The organism is Qipengyuania gaetbuli, assembly GCF_020524765.1.
GTDB lineage: Bacteria > Pseudomonadota > Alphaproteobacteria > Sphingomonadales > Sphingomonadaceae > Qipengyuania > Qipengyuania gaetbuli_A.
This window is the reverse complement of record NZ_JAIVLR010000001.1, coordinates 39,990-58,029: the sequence shown is the minus strand read 5'-3', so window position 1 is coordinate 58,029 and position 18,040 is coordinate 39,990. Positions and strand designations below refer to the sequence as shown.

Below are 18,040 nucleotides of genomic sequence, written 5' to 3'. Positions count from 1 at the left end.
AACAAGATAAATTCAATCAAAATTGAAACGGTGCTGTGTGTTCAATGTCCAATGGCGATAGTGGTAAGCGATCTGAGGCTTGGCTGGTTGTAGCACTAGCATCAGCTACGATCATCGGCGGCTTTATATATTGGGACGCCGCCAGCCGCCAAACGGCTAGCGAGATTGAGGCCGAAGTGCGTTCTGTCGGATATGCCAACACAGCACGCGAGGAGCTAACCTCTACCTGTATCGCCAATGAACTCTCTGCTGAGGAATGCAGCGAGAAGGCGGAGGAGACTTATCGCCCAAAGCAGCGTGACGAATTAGATCTGTCTGCCCAGCAAACAATGGCGGCTTGGACTCGCGCTATGGGACTTGCTGCTCTTGTCGGCATGGGTGTCGGCATTTTTGGATTAGGACTTATTTGGCGCACTTGGGACGCGACCCGGCAAGCCGCCTCAAATAGTCGCGAAACCCTAAACGCCTACATTGCAAAGGAGCGAGGTTACGTCGAGGCCACTGGGGCTGAGTACATTGATGTGTCACCTGAGCCATTAAGACCGGGTGTCATAATCAACCTTCGAAACGTCGGACTTAGTCCCCTCGAAATATTCGCGATAAACTACAAGTTGGTGCCGCAAGGGACGTGGGACCCGGATGGCATGAGCACACTCGCCAGGCGGAAGCTGATTCCAGCGGGTGAAGATCGAGAGATTGGCGCGCTCATCTTCACCGAGTTCAGTGAGGGTTGGCTCAATGGGAGCGTGGAATACACCACGCTTAAAAATCAGAAATTTAAGGCTTATTTCTGCTTCAATGTAGCTTGGCAAGAGATGGGAGGATACCGGCCAGACCGGTGGAGCATTACGCAAGTTTATCCGCCTGCAATGCCGAGCAACTTCTAACGCGTTTAATTACTTTCGGGCGCGGTACCCGTAAGAGAATGCTATGCAGCTGATGGTAGGCAGCTGCGTGGAGCATCGCTTTCCTACATTGGGAGTACCCATTAGGACGGCGTTAGCTCTTTCAAACCGTCCATCCCCACCCACACGGCCCCACAAGTCCCCTCGCGCACACCGAAGAAATTCCCCCCAGGACCGTGTTCCATCCGTTCCATCCTGTCGGGACTTGCGAGCACAAACCCTACTTCGGTCCTACAGGGCGTCGCTCCGCCTCGCGCGGCGCTCCGCCAGCCGCTCAGCCGGTGAGCTTCGCCTCTGCCGCCGCCATGTAGTCGCGGGTGAGGGGCAGGGCGTGGCGGCTGCGGGCGAACTGGATCTGGTAGTTGCCCATGCCGCCCCATTCGAAGGCCGCCGTCGCCCCGGCGAGGTAGAAGGTCCACATGCGGTAGAAGCGCTCGTCGTACATGGCGACGATGGCCTCGCGGTTCGCCTCGCAACTGGCGTACCAAGCGCGCAGGGTCTTTGCGTAATGCAGCCGCAGCGTTTCGACGTCGGTCGCGATCAGGCGGAACTTCTCGCTTGCCGCAACCGTCTCGGACAGGGCTGGGATGTAGCCTCCGGGGAAGATGTACTTGCGCGTGAAGGCGTCGGTCGTCCCGGGCGAGCCGAAGCGGCCGATGGTGTGCAACAGCATCACGCCGTCAGCCTTCAACAGCGCGGTGCAGGCCTGGAAGAAGGCCTCGAACTGCGGGCGGCCGACGTGTTCGAACATGCCGACCGACACGATCCGGTCGAAGCCTTCGCCCCGCGCGGCGAGATCGCGGTAGTCGACGAGTTCGAACTGCACCCGGTCGCTCACGCCGGCTTCGCTCGCCCGGACGCGGGCCAGGGCCAGTTGCTCTTCGGACAGCGTGATGCCGTGGACGCGCACGTCGTAGTGCCGGGCAAGGTAGATCGCCATGCCGCCCCATCCGCAGCCGATGTCGAGCACCCGCTGGCCCGGTGCGATCGCCAGCTTCGCCGCGATATGCGCCAGCTTGGCCTCCTGCGCCTCGGCGAGTGTCGCGGTCTCCGCCGTCCAGTAGGCGCAGCTGTATTGCATGTGCTCGGCATCGAGCATCAGCCGGTAGAAGTCGTTCCCGATGTCATAGTGATGGGCAATATTGCGCTTGGCGCCGATCCGGTTGTTGACCGATTCCCGTGCGAAACCGAGCGAATTGAGCACCCGTTTGCGCAGATTCGGTCCGCGCAGTTCGCCGCCCCGGTCCCAGGGCTGGTTGCTGCGCAGGAGTTCGACGAGTTCCATGATCCCGCCACGCTCGACCACCAGCCGCCCGTCTATGAAAGCCTCCGCCGCGCCGAGCCGGGGATCGAGGAGGATGTCACGCGGCGCCTTGTCGTCGGTGAAGCGGATGGCGACGTCACGAAAGCCCTCTGCGGGCGTTCCGAGCTTCTCGTGCGTGCCGTCGGCATAAGCGATCTCTAGCGTGCCGGATTTGACCACCGATCCCAGGAAGCGCGTGAGAAGTCGCTTGCTCATGAGCACAATGGATATGCGTTTTCACACCCGCTGTTAAGTCACCTGTCGCGCCCGGCGGCGGGTGGTGGTAGGCTTCATCCAATGGCCGAGGCGAAAACCACGATCACGGACCAGTCGCCTGCCGACTTCATCGCCGGGGTGGAACCCGAGCGGCGCCGGGAGGAGGCGCTGGTCCTCGATGCCCTGTTCCGCAAGGTGACGGGCGAGCTGCCCGTCATGTGGGGGGCGTCGATCATCGGCTATGGCCAGTACCGGACCACCTATGCCAGCGGCCGCGACGTGCACTGGATGCGGACCGGTTTCAGCCCCCGAAAAGCGAAGCATTCGCTCTACCTGATGGGCGGATATTGCGATGAACTGACCGGCAAGCGCCGCGATGCGCTGCTCGCGAAGCTGGGCAAGTACTCCAGCGGCAAGAGCTGCCTCTACATCAATAAGCTGGCCGACGTGAACATGGCGGTGCTGGAGGAGATGCTTCGCAACGACTGGGACGCGATGGCGCGGCTCTACCCCGAATAGTCAGATCCCCGCGTACCACTGGTATCCGGCGCGATCTTCCCAGTAGCCCCCTTTCCCGCCGCCGATATCGTCGAGGCTGGCGACCGCTTCGATGGCCGTGAGATACTTGGCGTGCTTGTAGCCGAGCTGCCGCTCGATCCTAATCCGCAGCGGCGCCCCGTTGCGGATCGGCAGCGGTTCGCCGTTCAGCAAATGCGCCACGATGGTCTGCGGGTGGTAGGCATCGATGAGGTCGACGCTTTCGTAATAATCCTGCCCGTTGAGATTGTCGGCGCAGCGGAACACGATGAACTTCGCTTCGGGCTTCAGCCTAGCCGCATCGAGCAGGACGGACAATTGCGGCCCGGTCCATTCCCCGATCGCGCTCCACCCTTCAACGCAATCGTGGCGCGTGACCTGCGTGCGCTGCGGCAGCCGCCTGATGTTGTCGAGGCTGAGCGAAAGCGGTGTTTCCACCAGCCCGCGGACTTCCAGCCGCCAGTCGGCAAAACCGTTCGCCGCCTGCGAAGGATAGTCCCCGTTCTGGGGATCGACCGAGCCGTTGCCGCGAAAGTAGGGCGAGACCGCACTGCGCGGGAATTCCGGGGCCAGCGCCTTGCGGTCCTGCAAGAAGCGATGCGCGCTCTTGTGCCAGCCTTCCGCCGCCCCGAGCAGGCGCGATCCCGTCTCGCTTTCGGCGAGCTTGTTGCAGCCGGCGACGAAAGCAGCGCCCATAACGGCAAGGAAGCCCCTACGCTTCATCGCTGCGGCCCCCTGTAATCATCGCGCGCACCTGCTTCACCGGACCGGACAGCAGCACGAGTGCCAGGTGGACGAGGAAGAAGCCGAAGAGCGCGAAGGCGAAGATGAAGTGCAGGCTGCGCGCAGATTGCCTGCCGCCGAGCAGGTCGACCATCCAGCCGAGCACGGGTTCGATACCCGGGCTGATCGCCAGCCCCGTGAACACCATCATCGGCAGGAATACGCCGAGGACGAGCCCGTAAGCGAGCTTCTGGAGGAAGTTGTACTTGCCATCGCCGTGGTCGAAATCGAGCTTCAGGTGGCGGAGGATGTCTTCGCGGATTGCCGGCCAGCGCCATTCGCTGATCGAGGTAGCGATATCGCGGCGGAAATGTCGGTTCAGCAGCATCGCGGCCCACATGAACAGCAATCCCAGCGCAAAGGGCCAGGCGGTCAGGATGTGCCAGTCCCGCGCAAGGGCGAGGTCGTAATAGCCCGGAATGGTCATCCAGTCGGGAAAGCGCGGCACCTCGAACCATGCCTGCGAGCGCGAGAAACCCCAGTCGCCCCAGTAGAGCAGCCGGTGCGCGTTCGAGATGGTGAGGCCCGACATGAACAGGACCACCACGCACACGAGGTTCACCCAGTGCCACAGCCGCGTGGAAAGGGCGTGGCGCTTCACGATGCCCCGGCTCCTTCGCGGGCGAGATAGATGACGTCGCGGTCCTGCCGCATCAGGTGCTGTCCACTGTCGATGTAAAGCGTCTGGCCGCTCGCCAGCGCTCCCGATGCGAGAAACAGGGCGGCATCCGCGATTTCACCTGGTCCGGTGCGGCGGGCGAGCAGGTTCAGCCGGTGCGACACTTCGGCTTCCGCGTCGGACTGGTCGTGGCTCGGCAGGATGGCACCCGGCGCCAGTCCGTAGATCCGGTCGTCGGGCTGCGCTGCGCCCATCGCCAGCATCGGGATGGTCGCGTCCAGAGCGTGCTTGCTCATGGTGTAGCTGAAGAAGTCGGGATTCGGATTGCGCAGCTTCTGGTCGGTGACCTGGATGACCCTGCGCCCGCCCTTCGCCCTGGCATGGGCGAGAAAGGCCTGCGCCATGCGCGCGGGAGTCTGGGCGTTGACCTGCATGGCCCGTTCGTTCGTCGGCAGGTCGAGCGCGGTTACATCGTCCCACTCGAACAGCGAGGCATTGTTGACCAGCACCCGCCAGTCATCGAGCCGTTCTGCCAGATTGCCGATCATCGCCACCGCCGCCTGCATGTCCGACAGGTCGCAGCGGACCGTTTCGGCAGAGGGCAGGGTGGCGGCGAGCGCTTCTGCCTCGTCGCTGGAATCGCGGTAATGGATGATCACGTGCCATCCGGCAGCGGCGAAGGCGCGGCTGATCGCGGCACCGATCCGTGCCGCTCCGCCCGTCACGAGCACGGCAGGAGAGCTCATCGCATACTCCTACAGGATGGAACGGATGGAACACGGTCCTGCAGCAAAAACGCCGCCCCCGACGGATCGGGAGCGGCGCCATGTATCCTGGGAAGGCTTTGCGGTCCTTGCATGCCCAACGCCTAGCGGCGCCGGCGCAGGTAGGAAAGCCCTACAAGGTCAGCGGCAGCTCAGGCTGCCACGATCGATTTCGCGTCCGACCACGGCACCGATCGCACCGCCGAGGATCGCGCCGAGCGTCTTGTCGCCGCGGCCGGCGAGCTCGTGGCCGGCAAGGGCGCCGACGCCTGCGCCGATCACCAGGCCGGTCGTGCCATTGTCGCGCTTGCAATAGTAACGGCCATCGCGGCCGCGCCACATGTAGCTGTCGCGGGAGATACGGCGCGGCTGCACGTAATAGCCGCGCGAATCGTACATGGCGCGATCCTTGGCGCGCTTGCCGTGGGCCGGGGCCCAGTGCGGCGGGTCTGCGGCAGCGGGCGCTGCAGTGCCGAGGCCGGTGAGGGCCATCGTGGCGGCGGCAAGAGCGAGAGCGATCTTCTTCATTGTGCGGTCCCTTTTAGGATTGTTCGACCGCCAGAATGCGCCAGCGATTACAACCCCGCCTGAACGAATGCGCTTAACCCGAAATTAGCGATAAACCGTGGCGAAACGCGGGACGAGTTGTTCGCAATTCAAAGCCTTGCGGCTGCCTTGCCGCGCCAGACCTCGCTGAGCCGGTCCATAGTGGCGAGGGCTTCGAGGTCTTCGGTCGAAGGCGGATTCGCCTTGTCGTAAAGCGCTGCGAAAACGCGCGCCACGGACCAATCCGGGTTCGCCGTCTCGATGCGTTCGAGCCTGTCGCCCGCAGAAGCTTCGCCTTCCTCGATCACGCGGTAGTACCAGCCGCACCGGCCGGTCTCGAGGATGCGCGCGACCATGCCCTTGCGCTGGAAGCGGTGCTCGATCTTCCAGCAGGGCTGGCGGCCCTGGCTGATCTCGAGGATCGCGGTACCAAGCCGGAACCGGTCGCCGACATGGACCTGCGTTTCCGTAAGGCCGAGAGACATGAGGTTCTCGCCGAATGCGGCAGGGCCTGCGAGCAGTTCGTGGCCACCGAGCCACTCGTTCCAGTCGGCATAGTGGTCGCCCGGATAGTGGTGCACCGCCATGTCGGCCCCGCCGTGGTGTTTCGTATCCGCCACCATGTCGCCTTCGATGCCGAAGGCGCGGATCTTTACCCGTCCTTCGACCGGAGCCTTGGCGATTGCGCTCAGTTCGGCACCGTTGAAGGGCTTGGGCAGGCCGACGCAGATCACCCGGATTTCGCAGGTCATTGCGTGCCCCTCCGCACGGTCAGCGAGTACCAGTCGCGCACAACGCCGTCTGCGCCTTCTCCGCGGTAGCGTTCCGTCTCAACCAGCGAGAAGCCCGCGTCTCGATACGCATCCTCCAGCCATTCTTGTTCGGGGAAGTTGTGCAGACGTCCCAGCGGATCGCGGCCTTCGCCATCACCGAGCTTGAAATTGGCATAATGCCAGCCCGCCGGGACGAGCGCTTTGCCTATCCTTTTTAGTACTGCAGGAAAATCCGCGCGGGCGACATGGATCAGGCAGGCGTGCGCCCAGATGGCGTCATATTCCGCATCGGCGTCGAGTTCGTGAAACCGCAACTGCCGGGCGGGGAGGTCAAACCTCTCCTGCGCCTTGCGGACCATAGCGGACGTGCCGTCGGTAGGGTCGGGCCGGAAACCGCGCTCCACCATGCGGGCGGAATCGCGTCCTGCACCGCACCCAAGTTCAAGGATACGGGCGCCCGTTTCCAGCCGGTCGAGAAAACGGTCGAGATGAGGGCTTGGCGCCTGGCCGAAGCTCAGCGTGTAGCGCGGGGCGTTCGCTTCATAAAAAGCGATCGTCGCCGCGTCGGCGGTCACGCGGATGCAGCCTCTGCCGCCTCGCGGTCCAGCTGGGCGCGGCTTTTCTTCTCGGCCGCCGTCTTGAGCTGGCCGCAGGCCGCGTCGATGTCACGCCCGCGCGGGGTGCGGACCGGCGCGCTAATGCCGCCCTCGAAGACGATGTCGGAGAAACGCTTCACCCGTTCCGGAGTCGAGGTGTCGTATTCCGCGCCCGGCCAGGGGTTGAACGGGATGAGGTTCACCTTGGCCGGCAGTTTGTAGTGCTTGAGCAGGCGGACGAGTTCACGCGCGTGTTCGTCGCTGTCGTTCTTGTCCTTGAGCATCACGTATTCGAACGTGATGCGGCGGGCGTTGCTGGCACCGGGATAGGCGGCGCAGGCTTCGAGCAGTTCCTCGATGCCGTACTTCTTGTTGAGCGGCACGATCTCGTCGCGGATTTCATTGGTCACCGCGTGGAGCGAGACGGCCAGGTTCACGCCGATTTCCTCGCCGCAGCGGTCCATCATCGGCACGACGCCGCTGGTCGACAGGGTGATGCGGCGCTTCGACAGGGCCAGCCCGTCGCCGTCCATGACGAGCTTCAGCGCGCCCTTCACATTGTCGAAATTGTAGAGCGGCTCGCCCATGCCCATCATCACGATGTTGGTAAGCAGGCGGCCGTCCGAGGTGTAGTGGCCCTCGTCCTCGGCCTCGTCGAGGCCGGCCATCGAACCCTTGGGCCATTCGCCCAGCGCGTCGCGTGCCAGCATGACCTGGCCGACGATTTCGCCGGGGGTCAAATTGCGCACCAGCTTCATCGTGCCGGTGTGGCAGAAGCGGCAATTCAGCGTGCAGCCGACCTGGCTCGACACGCACAGCGTGCCGCGATCCGCGTCGGGGATGAAGACCATCTCGAAATCGTGGCCGTCGGCCGTGCGCAGCAGCCACTTGCGGGTGCCGTCGACCGAATGCTGGGCCTCGACCACCTCGGGCCGGCCGATGACGAAGCGTTCCGCAAGCCACGGGCGCATCGTCTTGGCGATGTCGGTCATCGCCTCGAAATCGGTTACGCCGCGGTGGTAGAGCCAGTGGAACACCTGCTTGGCGCGCAGCTTGGCCTGCTTCGGCTCGAGCCCGGCGTCGGCGAAGAGTTCGCGGATGCGGTCCTTGGGCAGGCCGATCAAATCGATGCGGCCATCGGCGCGCGGCGTGATGTCACGCGCGACGGGAACCGGGTCGATCTGCCCGGGGATGCTCATGAGTGTCGTATCGGCCATGGGAGCGGCGCATATAGTCGCGAGCGCACGCAAAGGAAAGGGGCGCGACCAATCCGCAAAAGCGCGTTCGGTTTCCGGTTCCGGCGCCCAATTCGGACCGGCTCATCGATTTTTTCGGTTCCCGTCGTTTCGTCGCACAACGTGTGCAACTCGTCGACGAATTTGTTGCACAAAAACAACGTGTTCTTGTTGTGCAGCGTTAATGAAACGCGAGGCCCGCCGCTCCGTTGAATGGGTCCACGCATCGCTGACGGTGCGTAGAAAACAACAATGGAGTTACCCAATGAACAAGTTCGCAGCCCTTCTGGTCGCAGGCACGGCAGCAGCAGTCGCAACCCCCGCCATGGCGCAGGACAACACGCCCTTCACCGGTCCGCGCGTGGAAGTCCTCGCCGGTTATGATGTAAGCAAGGCTGGCAGCTCGGTCGATGACGACATCAACGAAGACAACGACCAGTCGATCGAAGGCGTCGGCTACGGCGTGGGCGTCGGCTACGACTTCAACGCCGGCGGCGTAGTCCTCGGCCTCGAGGCCGAACTGACCGACTCGACCGCGAGCGTCGATGTCGAGGACGGCGATTTCGAAGGCTTCGGCCTCGGCGAAGTCGAAACTGGCCGCGACCTCTATCTCGGTGCCCGCGTCGGCGTGCTCGCCCAGCCGGACCTGCTGATCTACGCCAAGGGCGGCTACACCAACGCCCGTTACAACGTCGAAAGCTCGTTCGACGGCGAGCAGTACAATTCGAAGATCGATACCGACGGTTTCCGCGTGGGTGCGGGCGTGGAATACGCGCTCAACCAGAACACCTTCGCCAAGGTCGAATACCGCTATTCGAACTACAGCGACGCGGAACTCGACTTCGAAGGTGACGCGCCCGACGTGGAACTCGGCGAGATCGACACCGACCGCCACCAGGTCATGGTCGGCTTCGGCTACCGCTTCTAAGCGTAGCTGAACCGATGGACGGGGCCGGTAGCCATGGTGCTGCCGGCCCCGTTTCTATTTCCGCCGGGCACAAGCCAGTGTTGCCGCGTCCAGCGCGCTGGCAGCGCCGCCAAGCCGGTATGTGGCGGAGTAGCTGCGCCCGTCTGCCCCGCGCGAGCGGACGGTCATTTCGCTGGCAGAGCGCATGGCGGCGACGATTGCGGCATCCATCTTCGCATCGCGAGCCCAAGCCCCGTCGCCTTCGGCTCTCAAGGCAAAGCTCTGCCTGCCGATGCGTAGTGTTGCACTCTTCGAGGGAGCGGGGCGGGACAGTCTGAAATAGACCTGTCCGCGAATGCGCTGGCGCGGCCAGGTGCCGACGCTGGCATAAGCCCCGCGATTGGTGGCCCCGCGGTCGGGAATGGGCGAGGAAATCGCATAGCATCGCGGGACGCTCGCATCGCGAAAGGCGCCCCAGTCTCCGAACACTCCCAGGCTATCCTTCGCCGCCAGCGGCGTGGCGAGGAGCAGGGGGAGGGAGACGAGGAACAGGCTACGCATAGTCGATTGCCACGACTTCCCATTCCTTGTCGCCCGATGGAAGCCGCACGCTGCGCAAATCCCCGACGCTTGCACCCTTGAGCGCGCGGGCGAGGGGGCTGGACCAGCCAATCCTGCCGGCGCTTGCGTCCTGTTCGTCATCGCCGACGAGCGTCACGACCTTCTCGACATCGTCCTCGTCCGCCAGGGTGACGCGCGCGCCGAAAAAGGCACGGCTCTTGTCGGGCTGTTCGGAAGGTTCGATGACGCGCGCGGCCTTCATTCGCCGGGCGAGATGGGCAAGCTCGCGGTCGATTTCGCGCATGCGCTTGCGGCCATACAGGTAATCGCCGTTCTCGCTGCGATCGCCATTGCCGGCCGCCCAGCTGACGATTTCGACGATCTCTGGGCGTTCCTTACCCAGCAGATGGTCGTAACGCGCCTTCATCGCGGAATAGCCCGCTGGCGTAATCGGATTGGTCTTGCCCTGCATCAGGCGAGGGGCTCTAGCGCCGATCAGCGCCCGACGTAATGGCGAATATCGCGTTCGTAGGGGGCCGACTTGTCCGGATGCAGGTTGGCGTAGGTGACCGCATTCCCGATCACGCGCATGACGTAATAGCGGGTCTCGAAGTTGGACGGGATCTGCTCGATCCACGAAATCCAGTCGACCGCTCCCGTGCGCGGATCGCCATTGAGCCGCAGCCATTCGTTCACGCGTCCCGGCCCGGCGTTGTACGCCGCGATGGCGAGCGGATAGGCGCCGTTGTAGCGGTCCATCAGCCGCGCGAAATGCGCATCGCCGAGGCGGATGTTGTAGCTCGGGCTGTCGGTCAGGTTTGCCGACATATAGGTGATGCCGAGCTTGCCTGCCTCTTCGCGGGCGGTGCCGGGCATCAACTGCATCATCCCGCGCGCGCCGGCATGGCTGACACGGGTGCGGTCGAATTCGCTTTCCTGCCGGGCAATCGCATGGACCATCGTCCAGTTCGCGCCCGAGTGGGTGGGCACGGTCGGGAAGCCAAGCCATTCGAAATCGGCGAAATCGCGCTCGCCAGCGACCATGCCGGCGACAACGGCCATTTCCTCAAGGCCTGTCTCGCGTGCCAGTTCGGCGACGAGGGCCATCTCTTCGGGCGCCTTGGCATTTTCGGCGATGGCTTCGAAGAAAGCGCGTTCCGTCTGCCAGGCGCGCCGGTTGCGCGAGATTTCACGCAGGGCCTGCGTCAGCGGCTGCGCGTTGAACGCGGCGCGCTGCTCCGGCGAGGGCTGCACGGGAAGGCCGCCGGCGAATTGCTTCATCGGGCGACCCAATTCGCTCAGGGCGAGTTGGCCGTAGTAATATTCGGGATGGCGGGCGGCCATTTCCCAATAGCGCTGCGCCTCTTCGCGATTGCCTGCGCGCGCCGCGGCGCGGCCGGCCCAGTAGAAGCCCTTGGCGCGGGTCAGCTGGCTTTTTGCTGCAGAGCCGTAGCGATAGAACAAGGGGGCGGCTTTCGCGCCGTCGCCCATCGACCACAGCGCCTTCGTGCCGCCGAGCCACATGAGGTCGGTGTACTTGTCGCGCAGCTGGAAGCTGCCCTGCGAAATGTCGGTGCCGGGGGCGAACAGGTCGTCGACCTTGCTGGCAATCGCGATCGCCTGCGAGGTGCCCGCGCCCTTGGCGATGCGCAGCGCCTCGACGACGAAATCCGTGCCGTCGAAAGCCGGGGTGGTTGAAGGAGCGCGGGTGGCGAGCAGGTTTACCGCTTCGGGCAGGTTGCCGCTGCTGCGCTTGTAGCGCGCAAGATTGTAGACGTAGCCCGCATCGTTCATCGCGCCAGCCGGAACGCGCAGGCCGATACTGGCGGGATCGGTCCCCTGGAGGAGCGAGAGGCGTGCCTGCGCCATGTCGCGATAGGCGGGCGACACGCGCACGATCTGGCGCACGGCCGCTTCGGATTCGCCCTGCCAGAGCAGCGCGTCCATGCGCGCGTCATGGTCTTCAGGGCCAAAGCGCTGGCCGAACAGGCCCTGCATGTAAGCTTCTGCCGGGCCGCTCATCCGGCCGCCGCGCCAGGCCGCGCGGGCGAGGTCGAAGGCTTCCGGCCGGTTCATCGCGGCAAGGGCGAGGGCATAGCGCGCCTTAGCCCCGTTCGAGAGCGGAGGGTTCTGTTGGAAGAAAGCGACCAGCGACTGCGGCGAGACCGCATCATTGTCGAGCGCAGCCTCGGCGCGGCGCTGGATCAGTTCGGCCTTCGGGAAGTTGGGATATGTGGAAAGGAAGCCCGCATATTGCGAGAAAGACAGGTTGTCGGTCTTGGTCAGATATTCCCACTGCGACAGGGCAGCCGCCATCTTGGTGGGCTGCTGGGCTACCATGGTCCGCTGGGGCACTTCGATCGTCTGCGCGAATGCGGGTGAAGCCAGCGCGCTGCCGGCAAGGAAAACGAACGAAACAAGAGATTTACTGCCCATGCTGGACATAGTGCCCGGCCCCTCCTTATCAGGCGCTGAATGAATTGCGGCACGGAGTGCCACAAAGCGCCCCTTTTCATAGCTCTAACGCAGGACTCGCGTAAATGTTCTCTGGCTCAATTCCGGCTCTGGCGACTCCTTTTCGCGACGGATCGTTTGACGAGGCCGCTTTCCGCAAGCTCGTCGACTGGCAGATCGAAAACGGCAGCAAGGGTCTCGTGCCCTGCGGCACCACCGGTGAAGCGTCGACGCTGTCCAATGCCGAACACCATCGCGTGATCGAGGTCTGCATCGAACAGGCTGCCGGGCGCGTACCGGTTATCGCCGGCTGCGGTTCGAACGACACGCGCAATGCGCTGCTGCACATGAATTTCTCGAAGAAGGCGGGTGCGACCGCGGGCCTGTGCGTGGCGCCCTATTACAACCGGCCGAGCCAGGCGGGTCTGATCGCGCATTTCAGTTTCCTTGCGGAAAACAGCGACCTGCCGATCGTTCTTTACAACGTTCCCGGGCGCACGGTGACCGACCTCGAAGACGAAACCGTGGTCGAACTGGTGCGCAAGTATCCCGACCGGATCGTCGCCATCAAGGATGCGAGCGGGGACCTGTCGCGCGTGGCGGACCACCGCATGGGCATCGGCCACGATTTCTGCCAGCTGTCGGGCAATGACGAATTGTGGCTGCCACATTCGGCTGCGGGCGGTGCGGGATGCATCTCCGTGACGGCGAACGTCGCGCCGGCCCTGTGCGCCGAATTCCACGAGGCAATCGCTGCCAACGACCTCGTCAAGGCACGCAAGCTCAACGACCGGCTGTTCCCGCTCCACTACGCCATGTTCTCCGACGCGAGCCCGGCGCCGGCCAAATACGCGCTCAGCCGCGTGCATGACTGGTTTTCCGACGAGGTCCGCCTGCCACTGGTTCCCGCAAGCGAAGCTTCGCGCAGGGCAGTCGACGAGGCGCTGGAAATCGCAGGCCTGCTCTAGAGCACCTCGTCCTCGTCCAGCAGCGGGGTCGCCGGAAAGGGCGGCGCACTGACGGCGAGCGCTTCAACGATGCTGTTGGCGTGCTGGCCTGCGTGGTCGAGCCCCTCGACTTCGGCGATATGGAACAGCGCGTCGCCCTGGTTGACGATGGGCAGGGTCGCGTGGCCGATCACCACGCCGTCGAATGGGCTGACCAGATCTTCGGGATCCTCGCCGAACAGTCCGCCGACCATTGCCAGCATTTCGCCCGCGCGCACCACATCGCCCGATTTGCAGGCGCGGCGGCTGATCCCGCCGCGCGGCGCCCTTACCCAGGTCGATCGGCTCGAACGCAGCGGGACCTCGACTTCTTCGAGGCCGTCGTCGGCGTCGATCATGCCGATATGGGCGAGCACGCGCAGCACGCCGGCCACCCCGACCTCGATCGCGAAGCGGTCGAAACGCAGCGCCTCTCCTGCTTCGAGCAACAGCATCGGTGTCTCGCGTTCGGCAGCAAGCGCGCGCATCGAACCGGGGCGCAAGGGGCTTTCGATGATGATCGGTGCGCCGAAAGCCATGGCGAGTTCGGAGAGGTAAGGGCTACCCGAGGCAATGCGTATCTGCGGCAGGTTGTAGCGATGCACGGCGGCCGAGTGGATATCGATGCCGAGCGAACAGCGGTCGATCACGTTCTCGAGAAAGCAATGCGCCAATTGCGCTGCCAGGCTGCCGCGTTCCGCGCCCGGAAAGCTGCGATTGAGGTCGCGCCGGTCGGGCAGGTAGCGGCTGTGCGACACGAAACCGTAGATATTGACCACGGGTGCGAAGATGATCGTGCCCGACAGCATTTCGGGCGAGATTTGCTCGATCAGTCGCTGGATTACCGCCGCGCCGATGATCTCGTCGCCGTGGATCGCTCCGCTCACGAAAATGCAGGCGCCGCGCTTCGCGCCGTTGAAAACCTTGAGCGACAGCGAGGAATCGAGGCCGGTGACGTGCTGGCTGACCGGGATCGAGACCGTCGCGCTCGTCCCGGGAGCGATCACCTTGTCGTGAATGGCAAACGGTTCGTTCGAATTTCCTGCGTCCATTGCCTGCTTTCGCCACGCAGCGGCGCTCTTTGGCAAGTGAATTCGCGCCTGTGCCCTTTCCAATCGCGCATGCCTCGCCTACATGCGCCCACCCTATGGCTCGTCCCAAACCCGCCACTTTCGACAAGCAGAAAACCGTCGCCGACAACCGGCGCGTGCGGTTCGACTATCATGTCGAGGATACGTTCGAGGCAGGGCTTGCCCTGCAGGGAACCGAGGTCAAGGCGCTGCGGGCTGGCGAGGCGTCGATCAAGGAAGCCTATGCCGAGGTGCGCGACGGGCAGGTCTGGCTGGTCAATGCCAACATCCCCGAATATTCGCACGGCAACCGCCTGAACCACGAGCCGCGCCGGCCGCGCAAGCTGCTGCTCCATGCGCGCGAGATCGAGAAGCTGTTCGGCGCGGTCGAGCGCAAGGGCATGACGCTGGTGCCGCTGTCGATCTACTTCAACTCGACCGGACGGGCGAAAGTGGAGCTGGCTCTCGCCAAGGGCAAGCAGTCCCACGACAAGCGCCAGACGATCAAGGACCGGGACTGGCAGCGCGACAAAGCGCGCCTGATGCGGGAGAAAGGTTGAGCTTTTCAGCAAGCCGCAATCAAATCGTGCTAATCCCGTCGCCAGCCATGCAGTTTTCGTCGCCGATATCTGATTGCCGCTCCTTGCGCTTGGCAGGGCCGCGTCCCATTGCAGGAACATGCCAATGAGCGGGCCCAGATCGAAGACCTGGCTGTCGGACCTGATCCGCAAGCACATGCCCACGCGCGAGGAAATGGCGTCCAACCGCTATTTGCGCCCCATTGCCCACCGTTTCCTGTCGCCCGAACTCTGGCGGTTCACCCGCCGTAGCGTGCCGCGCGGCGTGGCGCTGGGGCTGTTCGCGGCCTTCATCGTGCCGCTCGGCCAGATATTCCTTGCCGCTTTCCTGGCGCTGCCCGCGCGTGCGAACGTGCCGCTGTCGGCGCTCGTGACCTTCGTGACCAACCCCTTCACGCTGCCCTTCTGGCTGGTGGTCGCCAATCGCGTGGGCGAACTCACGCTCAACATCGACGCCACTCTGGGCGCAGGCGCCGCCAATACGCTGGCTGAAGACAGCGGCGTGCTGGCTCGCTGGCTCGAGGTGGGGGGCGTGACTGCTTTCGGCTTCGTTGTGCTCGCCGTGGTCAGCGCGGCGCTCGGCTACCTGATCGCAGGGTTCGGATGGCGCTACATCGTCGCTCACAAGCGCCGCAAGCGGCTGGTGAAGATGGAGCAGCGCCTCGTCGAACGGCTCAAGGAACACGGCCAGTGAGCCTCGGTAGCCACGGCGACGGGCCCGGCCTCCCGCCCATTCCGCTGCTTTTCGGCATCCTGCTGGCGCTGGCCGTATCGGTCGGGCTGGTCTGGCTGGTCGGCGGCACCTCGCTCGTCGCGCTTTCGTACGGCGGTGCATTGGTGGCCGTTCTGCTCACCCTGTTGCTGGCGGCACGGCTTAAAACGCCCGAGGAGACGGCCCATCTGACCCAGCCCGACTGGGCGGTGACTGCTGCGGCGATCGAAAACCGCCGCCGGGCGGTGGCCATCATCGACCGCGCCAACCGGCTCGTGTGTGCGAATGCCACTTACGAGGCATGGTTCGGCGGGCAGGGCGCCCCGCATGAAATCGCGCTGGACGAAGCGTCACGCAAGCGGCTCGCTGATGCGGCGCGGCAGGCATGGCGCGAAGGATCGGCCGAAACCGACGAGCTGTCGACCCCGGCTAGGGATCGAAGCTTCACCCTGCAAGTCGAGCGGGTCGGGCGCGGCGAGGACTACCTCGTCTGGCGTTTCGGCGAGCGGATCGACGACAAGGGTCAGGAAGGCGTTGCCGACCGCATTGCCGGACCTTTCGGCGCGTTGCTGTCTGCTTCGGGCATCGAACTCGCACTGGTTGCGCCCGACGGCATCGTGCAGTCGGCGACGCCCGGCCTCGCAGAGCGGGCGCTGGGCGAACTTGGCGGATCGCTGGTGGGGCAGGAATTCGTGCAGCTCCTGCGGTCCGACGACCGCGACCGCATCTTCTTTGCGCGCGAAGGCCAGCAGGGCACGCCCCAGACGCTGGTGCACATCCCGCTCGACCAGCCCGACGGCGATGCTGGCGCACCCGCCGACAAGGCACCGTCGCTTATGCTGCTGGTCGACAGCAATGTCGGCATCGGCGGTGGCTGGCAGGGCAGCGGCAAGGCGGCCATCCCGCAGCTGGAGGCGCTGCTTTCCGCGCTGCCGCTGGGCTTGGCACTGACCGACCGCGACGGCCGCTTCCTGTTCGCCAACAAGGCGTTCCTGCGCGCGGTGGAGCGCGAGGAACAGGGCCTGCCCCAATTCCCCTCCGACCTCGTCGTGCGCGAGGACAAGCCGGCCATTGCCGACACCGTGCGCCGCTTCGCCAAGGGCGCGACGTCGAGCGGCGACATGGCCGTGCGGCTTGCAGGCGACAAGGAAGAACCGGTGTCGATCGGCCTCGCCGGTGTGCGCGGGCTGGGCGATGCGGCGGTGCTGCTCTCGATCACCGATTCCACCGAGGAAAAGCGCCTGCGCCGCCAGGTCGCGCAGGCCACCAAGATGCAGGCCGTCGGCCAGCTGGCAGGCGGTGTAGCGCATGACTTCAACAACGTGCTGACCGCCATCATCGGCTATTGCGACCTCATGCTGCTGCGCCACACACCGGGTGACAGCGATTACGACGACATCCAGCAGATCAAGGCGAATTCCAACCGCGCGGCCAGCCTGACCCGCCAGCTGCTCGCCTTCAGCCGCCAGCAGACGCTGCGCCCCGTGGTCCTCCAACTGCCCGACGTGGTGAGCGAAGTCAGCCAGCTGCTCAAGCGCCTGATGGGCGACAAGATCGAGTTCGCCGTGCGCCACGACCGCGAGCTTGGGCCGGTCCGCGCCGACCCGCAGCAGCTCGAACAGGTCATCATCAACCTTGCCGTGAATGCGCGCGATGCCATGCAGGCCCATGCCGCGCGCTCGGGCAAGGAAAACTGGAAGGGCAAGCTGACCCTTGCGACCCGCCGCGTTTCCGCGCGCGACGTGCGCAAGATGGGCATCGATATCATGCCCGCCGACGATTACACCGTGCTGATCGTCCAGGACACAGGCGGGGGCATTCCCGCCGAACACCTCAGCAAGATCTTCGAGCCGTTCTTCACCACCAAGGAACAGGGCAAGGGCACCGGCCTCGGCCTTTCGACGGTCTACGGTATCGTCAAGCAGTCCAACGGCTTCATCTTCGCCGACAATATCGGCGGGCCTGACGGCCGCCCCTCCGGCGCGCGCTTCACCATCTACCTGCCGGTCCACAAGGGCGAGATGCCCGTCGTCCAGCGCTCCGACGATGGCGAGGATGCCAAGGCCAGCGAATGGTCGGGCGGCGGCAATCTCCTGCTGGTCGAGGACGAAGACATGGTCCGCGCAGTCGCCGAACGCGCGCTTACGCGGGCAGGCTATACCGTCACCACCGCGCGCGACGGCGAAGAAGGGCTGGCGGCCGTTGCCAATGGCAAGACCGAATTCGACCTCATCGTGTCGGACGTGGTCATGCCGGCGATGGATGGTCCGGCGATGGCGCGGGCAATTCGCCGGGTAAAACCGAAGATCCCGATCCTTTTCATGTCGGGTTACGCCGAAGAGCAGTTGCGCAACGAAATCGACATCGACAACATGCACTTCATTCCTAAGCCGTTCAGCGTACAGCAAATAAACGGTAAGGTATCAGAAGTGCTTGGAGAACAGGCCAAGATCGACGCCTAGGGTTTTTCGGGTGCATCTGGCCGCGGGGAGGGA

Annotated in this window: 19 protein-coding genes; 7 read left to right on the top strand and 12 right to left on the bottom strand. The window is 64.4% G+C overall.

Annotation, left to right across the window (positions count from 1 at the left end; all coding sequences use genetic code 11):
- Window positions 1-44 precede the first annotated feature (44 nt).
- Window positions 45-887, top strand: coding sequence for a hypothetical protein (locus LC083_RS00255; RefSeq protein WP_226698714.1), 843 nt, complete (start codon window positions 45-47; stop codon window positions 885-887).
- 292 nt (window positions 888-1,179) lie between these two features.
- Here the strand turns inward: LC083_RS00255 and LC083_RS00250 are convergent, their stop codons facing one another.
- Window positions 1,180-2,424, bottom strand: coding sequence for an SAM-dependent methyltransferase (locus tag LC083_RS00250; protein ID WP_226698713.1), 1,245 nt, complete (start codon window positions 2,422-2,424; stop codon window positions 1,180-1,182).
- A gap of 81 nt (window positions 2,425-2,505) precedes the next feature.
- Here LC083_RS00250 and LC083_RS00245 point away from each other — a divergent pair, with 81 nt between their 5' ends.
- The gene (locus LC083_RS00245) at window positions 2,506-2,943 is read left to right on the top strand and encodes a DUF1801 domain-containing protein (RefSeq protein ID WP_226698712.1); all 438 of its coding nucleotides are present in this window, start codon (window positions 2,506-2,508) and stop codon (window positions 2,941-2,943) included.
- Here the strand turns inward: LC083_RS00245 and LC083_RS00240 are convergent, their stop codons facing one another.
- The 7 genes from LC083_RS00240 to rlmN form a co-directional block, all read right to left on the bottom strand.
- Window positions 2,944-3,684 carry a molybdopterin-dependent oxidoreductase gene (locus LC083_RS00240; protein WP_226698711.1) on the bottom strand — a complete coding sequence of 247 codons (741 nt, stop codon included), beginning with the start codon at window positions 3,682-3,684 and terminating at the stop codon, window positions 2,944-2,946.
- Window positions 3,674-4,345, bottom strand: a complete 672-nt coding sequence (locus LC083_RS00235) for a cytochrome b/b6 domain-containing protein (protein WP_226698710.1) — start codon at window positions 4,343-4,345, stop codon at window positions 3,674-3,676. The genes LC083_RS00240 and LC083_RS00235 overlap by 11 nt, the downstream gene beginning before the upstream one ends.
- Window positions 4,342-5,109, bottom strand: coding sequence for an SDR family oxidoreductase (locus LC083_RS00230; RefSeq protein WP_226698709.1), 768 nt, complete (start codon window positions 5,107-5,109; stop codon window positions 4,342-4,344). Before LC083_RS00230 ends, LC083_RS00235 begins: the two co-directional genes overlap by 4 nt.
- A gap of 159 nt (window positions 5,110-5,268) precedes the next feature.
- Window positions 5,269-5,655, bottom strand: coding sequence for a glycine zipper 2TM domain-containing protein (locus LC083_RS00225; RefSeq protein ID WP_226698708.1), 387 nt, complete (start codon window positions 5,653-5,655; stop codon window positions 5,269-5,271).
- 128 nt (window positions 5,656-5,783) lie between these two features.
- Window positions 5,784-6,425, bottom strand: coding sequence for an MOSC domain-containing protein (locus LC083_RS00220; RefSeq protein ID WP_226698707.1), 642 nt, complete (start codon window positions 6,423-6,425; stop codon window positions 5,784-5,786).
- Window positions 6,422-7,021, bottom strand: coding sequence for a class I SAM-dependent methyltransferase (locus tag LC083_RS00215; protein ID WP_226698706.1), 600 nt, complete (start codon window positions 7,019-7,021; stop codon window positions 6,422-6,424). Before LC083_RS00215 ends, LC083_RS00220 begins: the two co-directional genes overlap by 4 nt.
- A complete protein-coding gene (gene rlmN / locus LC083_RS00210) occupies window positions 7,018-8,259 on the bottom strand; it encodes a 23S rRNA (adenine(2503)-C(2))-methyltransferase RlmN (RefSeq protein WP_226698705.1) in 1,242 nt (413 codons plus the stop codon). Before rlmN ends, LC083_RS00215 begins: the two co-directional genes overlap by 4 nt.
- Before the next feature lie 283 nt (window positions 8,260-8,542).
- Between rlmN and LC083_RS00205 the strand changes: the two genes are divergently transcribed.
- Entirely contained in the window at window positions 8,543-9,205 is a 663-nt protein-coding gene (locus LC083_RS00205; protein ID WP_226698704.1) for an outer membrane protein, read from the top strand.
- A gap of 54 nt (window positions 9,206-9,259) precedes the next feature.
- Here the strand turns inward: LC083_RS00205 and LC083_RS00200 are convergent, their stop codons facing one another.
- From LC083_RS00200 to LC083_RS00190, 3 genes are read right to left on the bottom strand one after another with little or no spacing between them, the layout of a single operon-like run.
- The gene (locus LC083_RS00200) at window positions 9,260-9,745 is read right to left on the bottom strand and encodes an invasion associated locus B family protein (protein WP_226698703.1); all 486 of its coding nucleotides are present in this window, start codon (window positions 9,743-9,745) and stop codon (window positions 9,260-9,262) included.
- Complete coding sequence (gene greB, locus LC083_RS00195; protein WP_226698702.1) at window positions 9,738-10,217, bottom strand: transcription elongation factor GreB; 480 nt, start codon at window positions 10,215-10,217, stop codon at window positions 9,738-9,740. Before greB ends, LC083_RS00200 begins: the two co-directional genes overlap by 8 nt.
- A 23-nt stretch (window positions 10,218-10,240) precedes the next feature.
- Window positions 10,241-12,190 carry a lytic transglycosylase domain-containing protein gene (locus LC083_RS00190; RefSeq protein ID WP_226698701.1) on the bottom strand — a complete coding sequence of 650 codons (1,950 nt, stop codon included), beginning with the start codon at window positions 12,188-12,190 and terminating at the stop codon, window positions 10,241-10,243.
- A gap of 95 nt (window positions 12,191-12,285) precedes the next feature.
- Here LC083_RS00190 and dapA point away from each other — a divergent pair, with 95 nt between their 5' ends.
- The gene (gene dapA / locus LC083_RS00185; RefSeq protein ID WP_222553142.1) at window positions 12,286-13,167 is read left to right on the top strand and encodes a 4-hydroxy-tetrahydrodipicolinate synthase; all 882 of its coding nucleotides are present in this window, start codon (window positions 12,286-12,288) and stop codon (window positions 13,165-13,167) included.
- On the opposite strand, the gene LC083_RS00180 is transcribed toward dapA, so the two are convergent.
- A complete protein-coding gene (locus tag LC083_RS00180) occupies window positions 13,164-14,237 on the bottom strand; it encodes a succinylglutamate desuccinylase/aspartoacylase family protein (protein WP_226698700.1) in 1,074 nt (357 codons plus the stop codon). The two genes, dapA and LC083_RS00180, sit on opposite strands and share 4 nt — an antisense overlap.
- 95 nt (window positions 14,238-14,332) lie before the next feature.
- Here LC083_RS00180 and smpB point away from each other — a divergent pair, with 95 nt between their 5' ends.
- The 3 genes from smpB (at window position 14,333) to LC083_RS00165 (ending at window position 18,007) form a co-directional block, all read left to right on the top strand.
- A complete protein-coding gene (smpB, locus tag LC083_RS00175) occupies window positions 14,333-14,815 on the top strand; it encodes an SsrA-binding protein SmpB (protein WP_222553144.1) in 483 nt (160 codons plus the stop codon).
- Between the two features lie 124 nt (window positions 14,816-14,939).
- The gene (locus LC083_RS00170) at window positions 14,940-15,527 is read left to right on the top strand and encodes a DUF2062 domain-containing protein (RefSeq protein ID WP_160607254.1); all 588 of its coding nucleotides are present in this window, start codon (window positions 14,940-14,942) and stop codon (window positions 15,525-15,527) included.
- Window positions 15,524-18,007: a response regulator gene (locus tag LC083_RS00165; protein WP_226698699.1), complete on the top strand. Its 2,484-nt coding sequence runs from the start codon at window positions 15,524-15,526 to the stop codon at window positions 18,005-18,007. The genes LC083_RS00170 and LC083_RS00165 overlap by 4 nt, the downstream gene beginning before the upstream one ends.
- Window positions 18,008-18,040 lie beyond the last annotated feature (33 nt).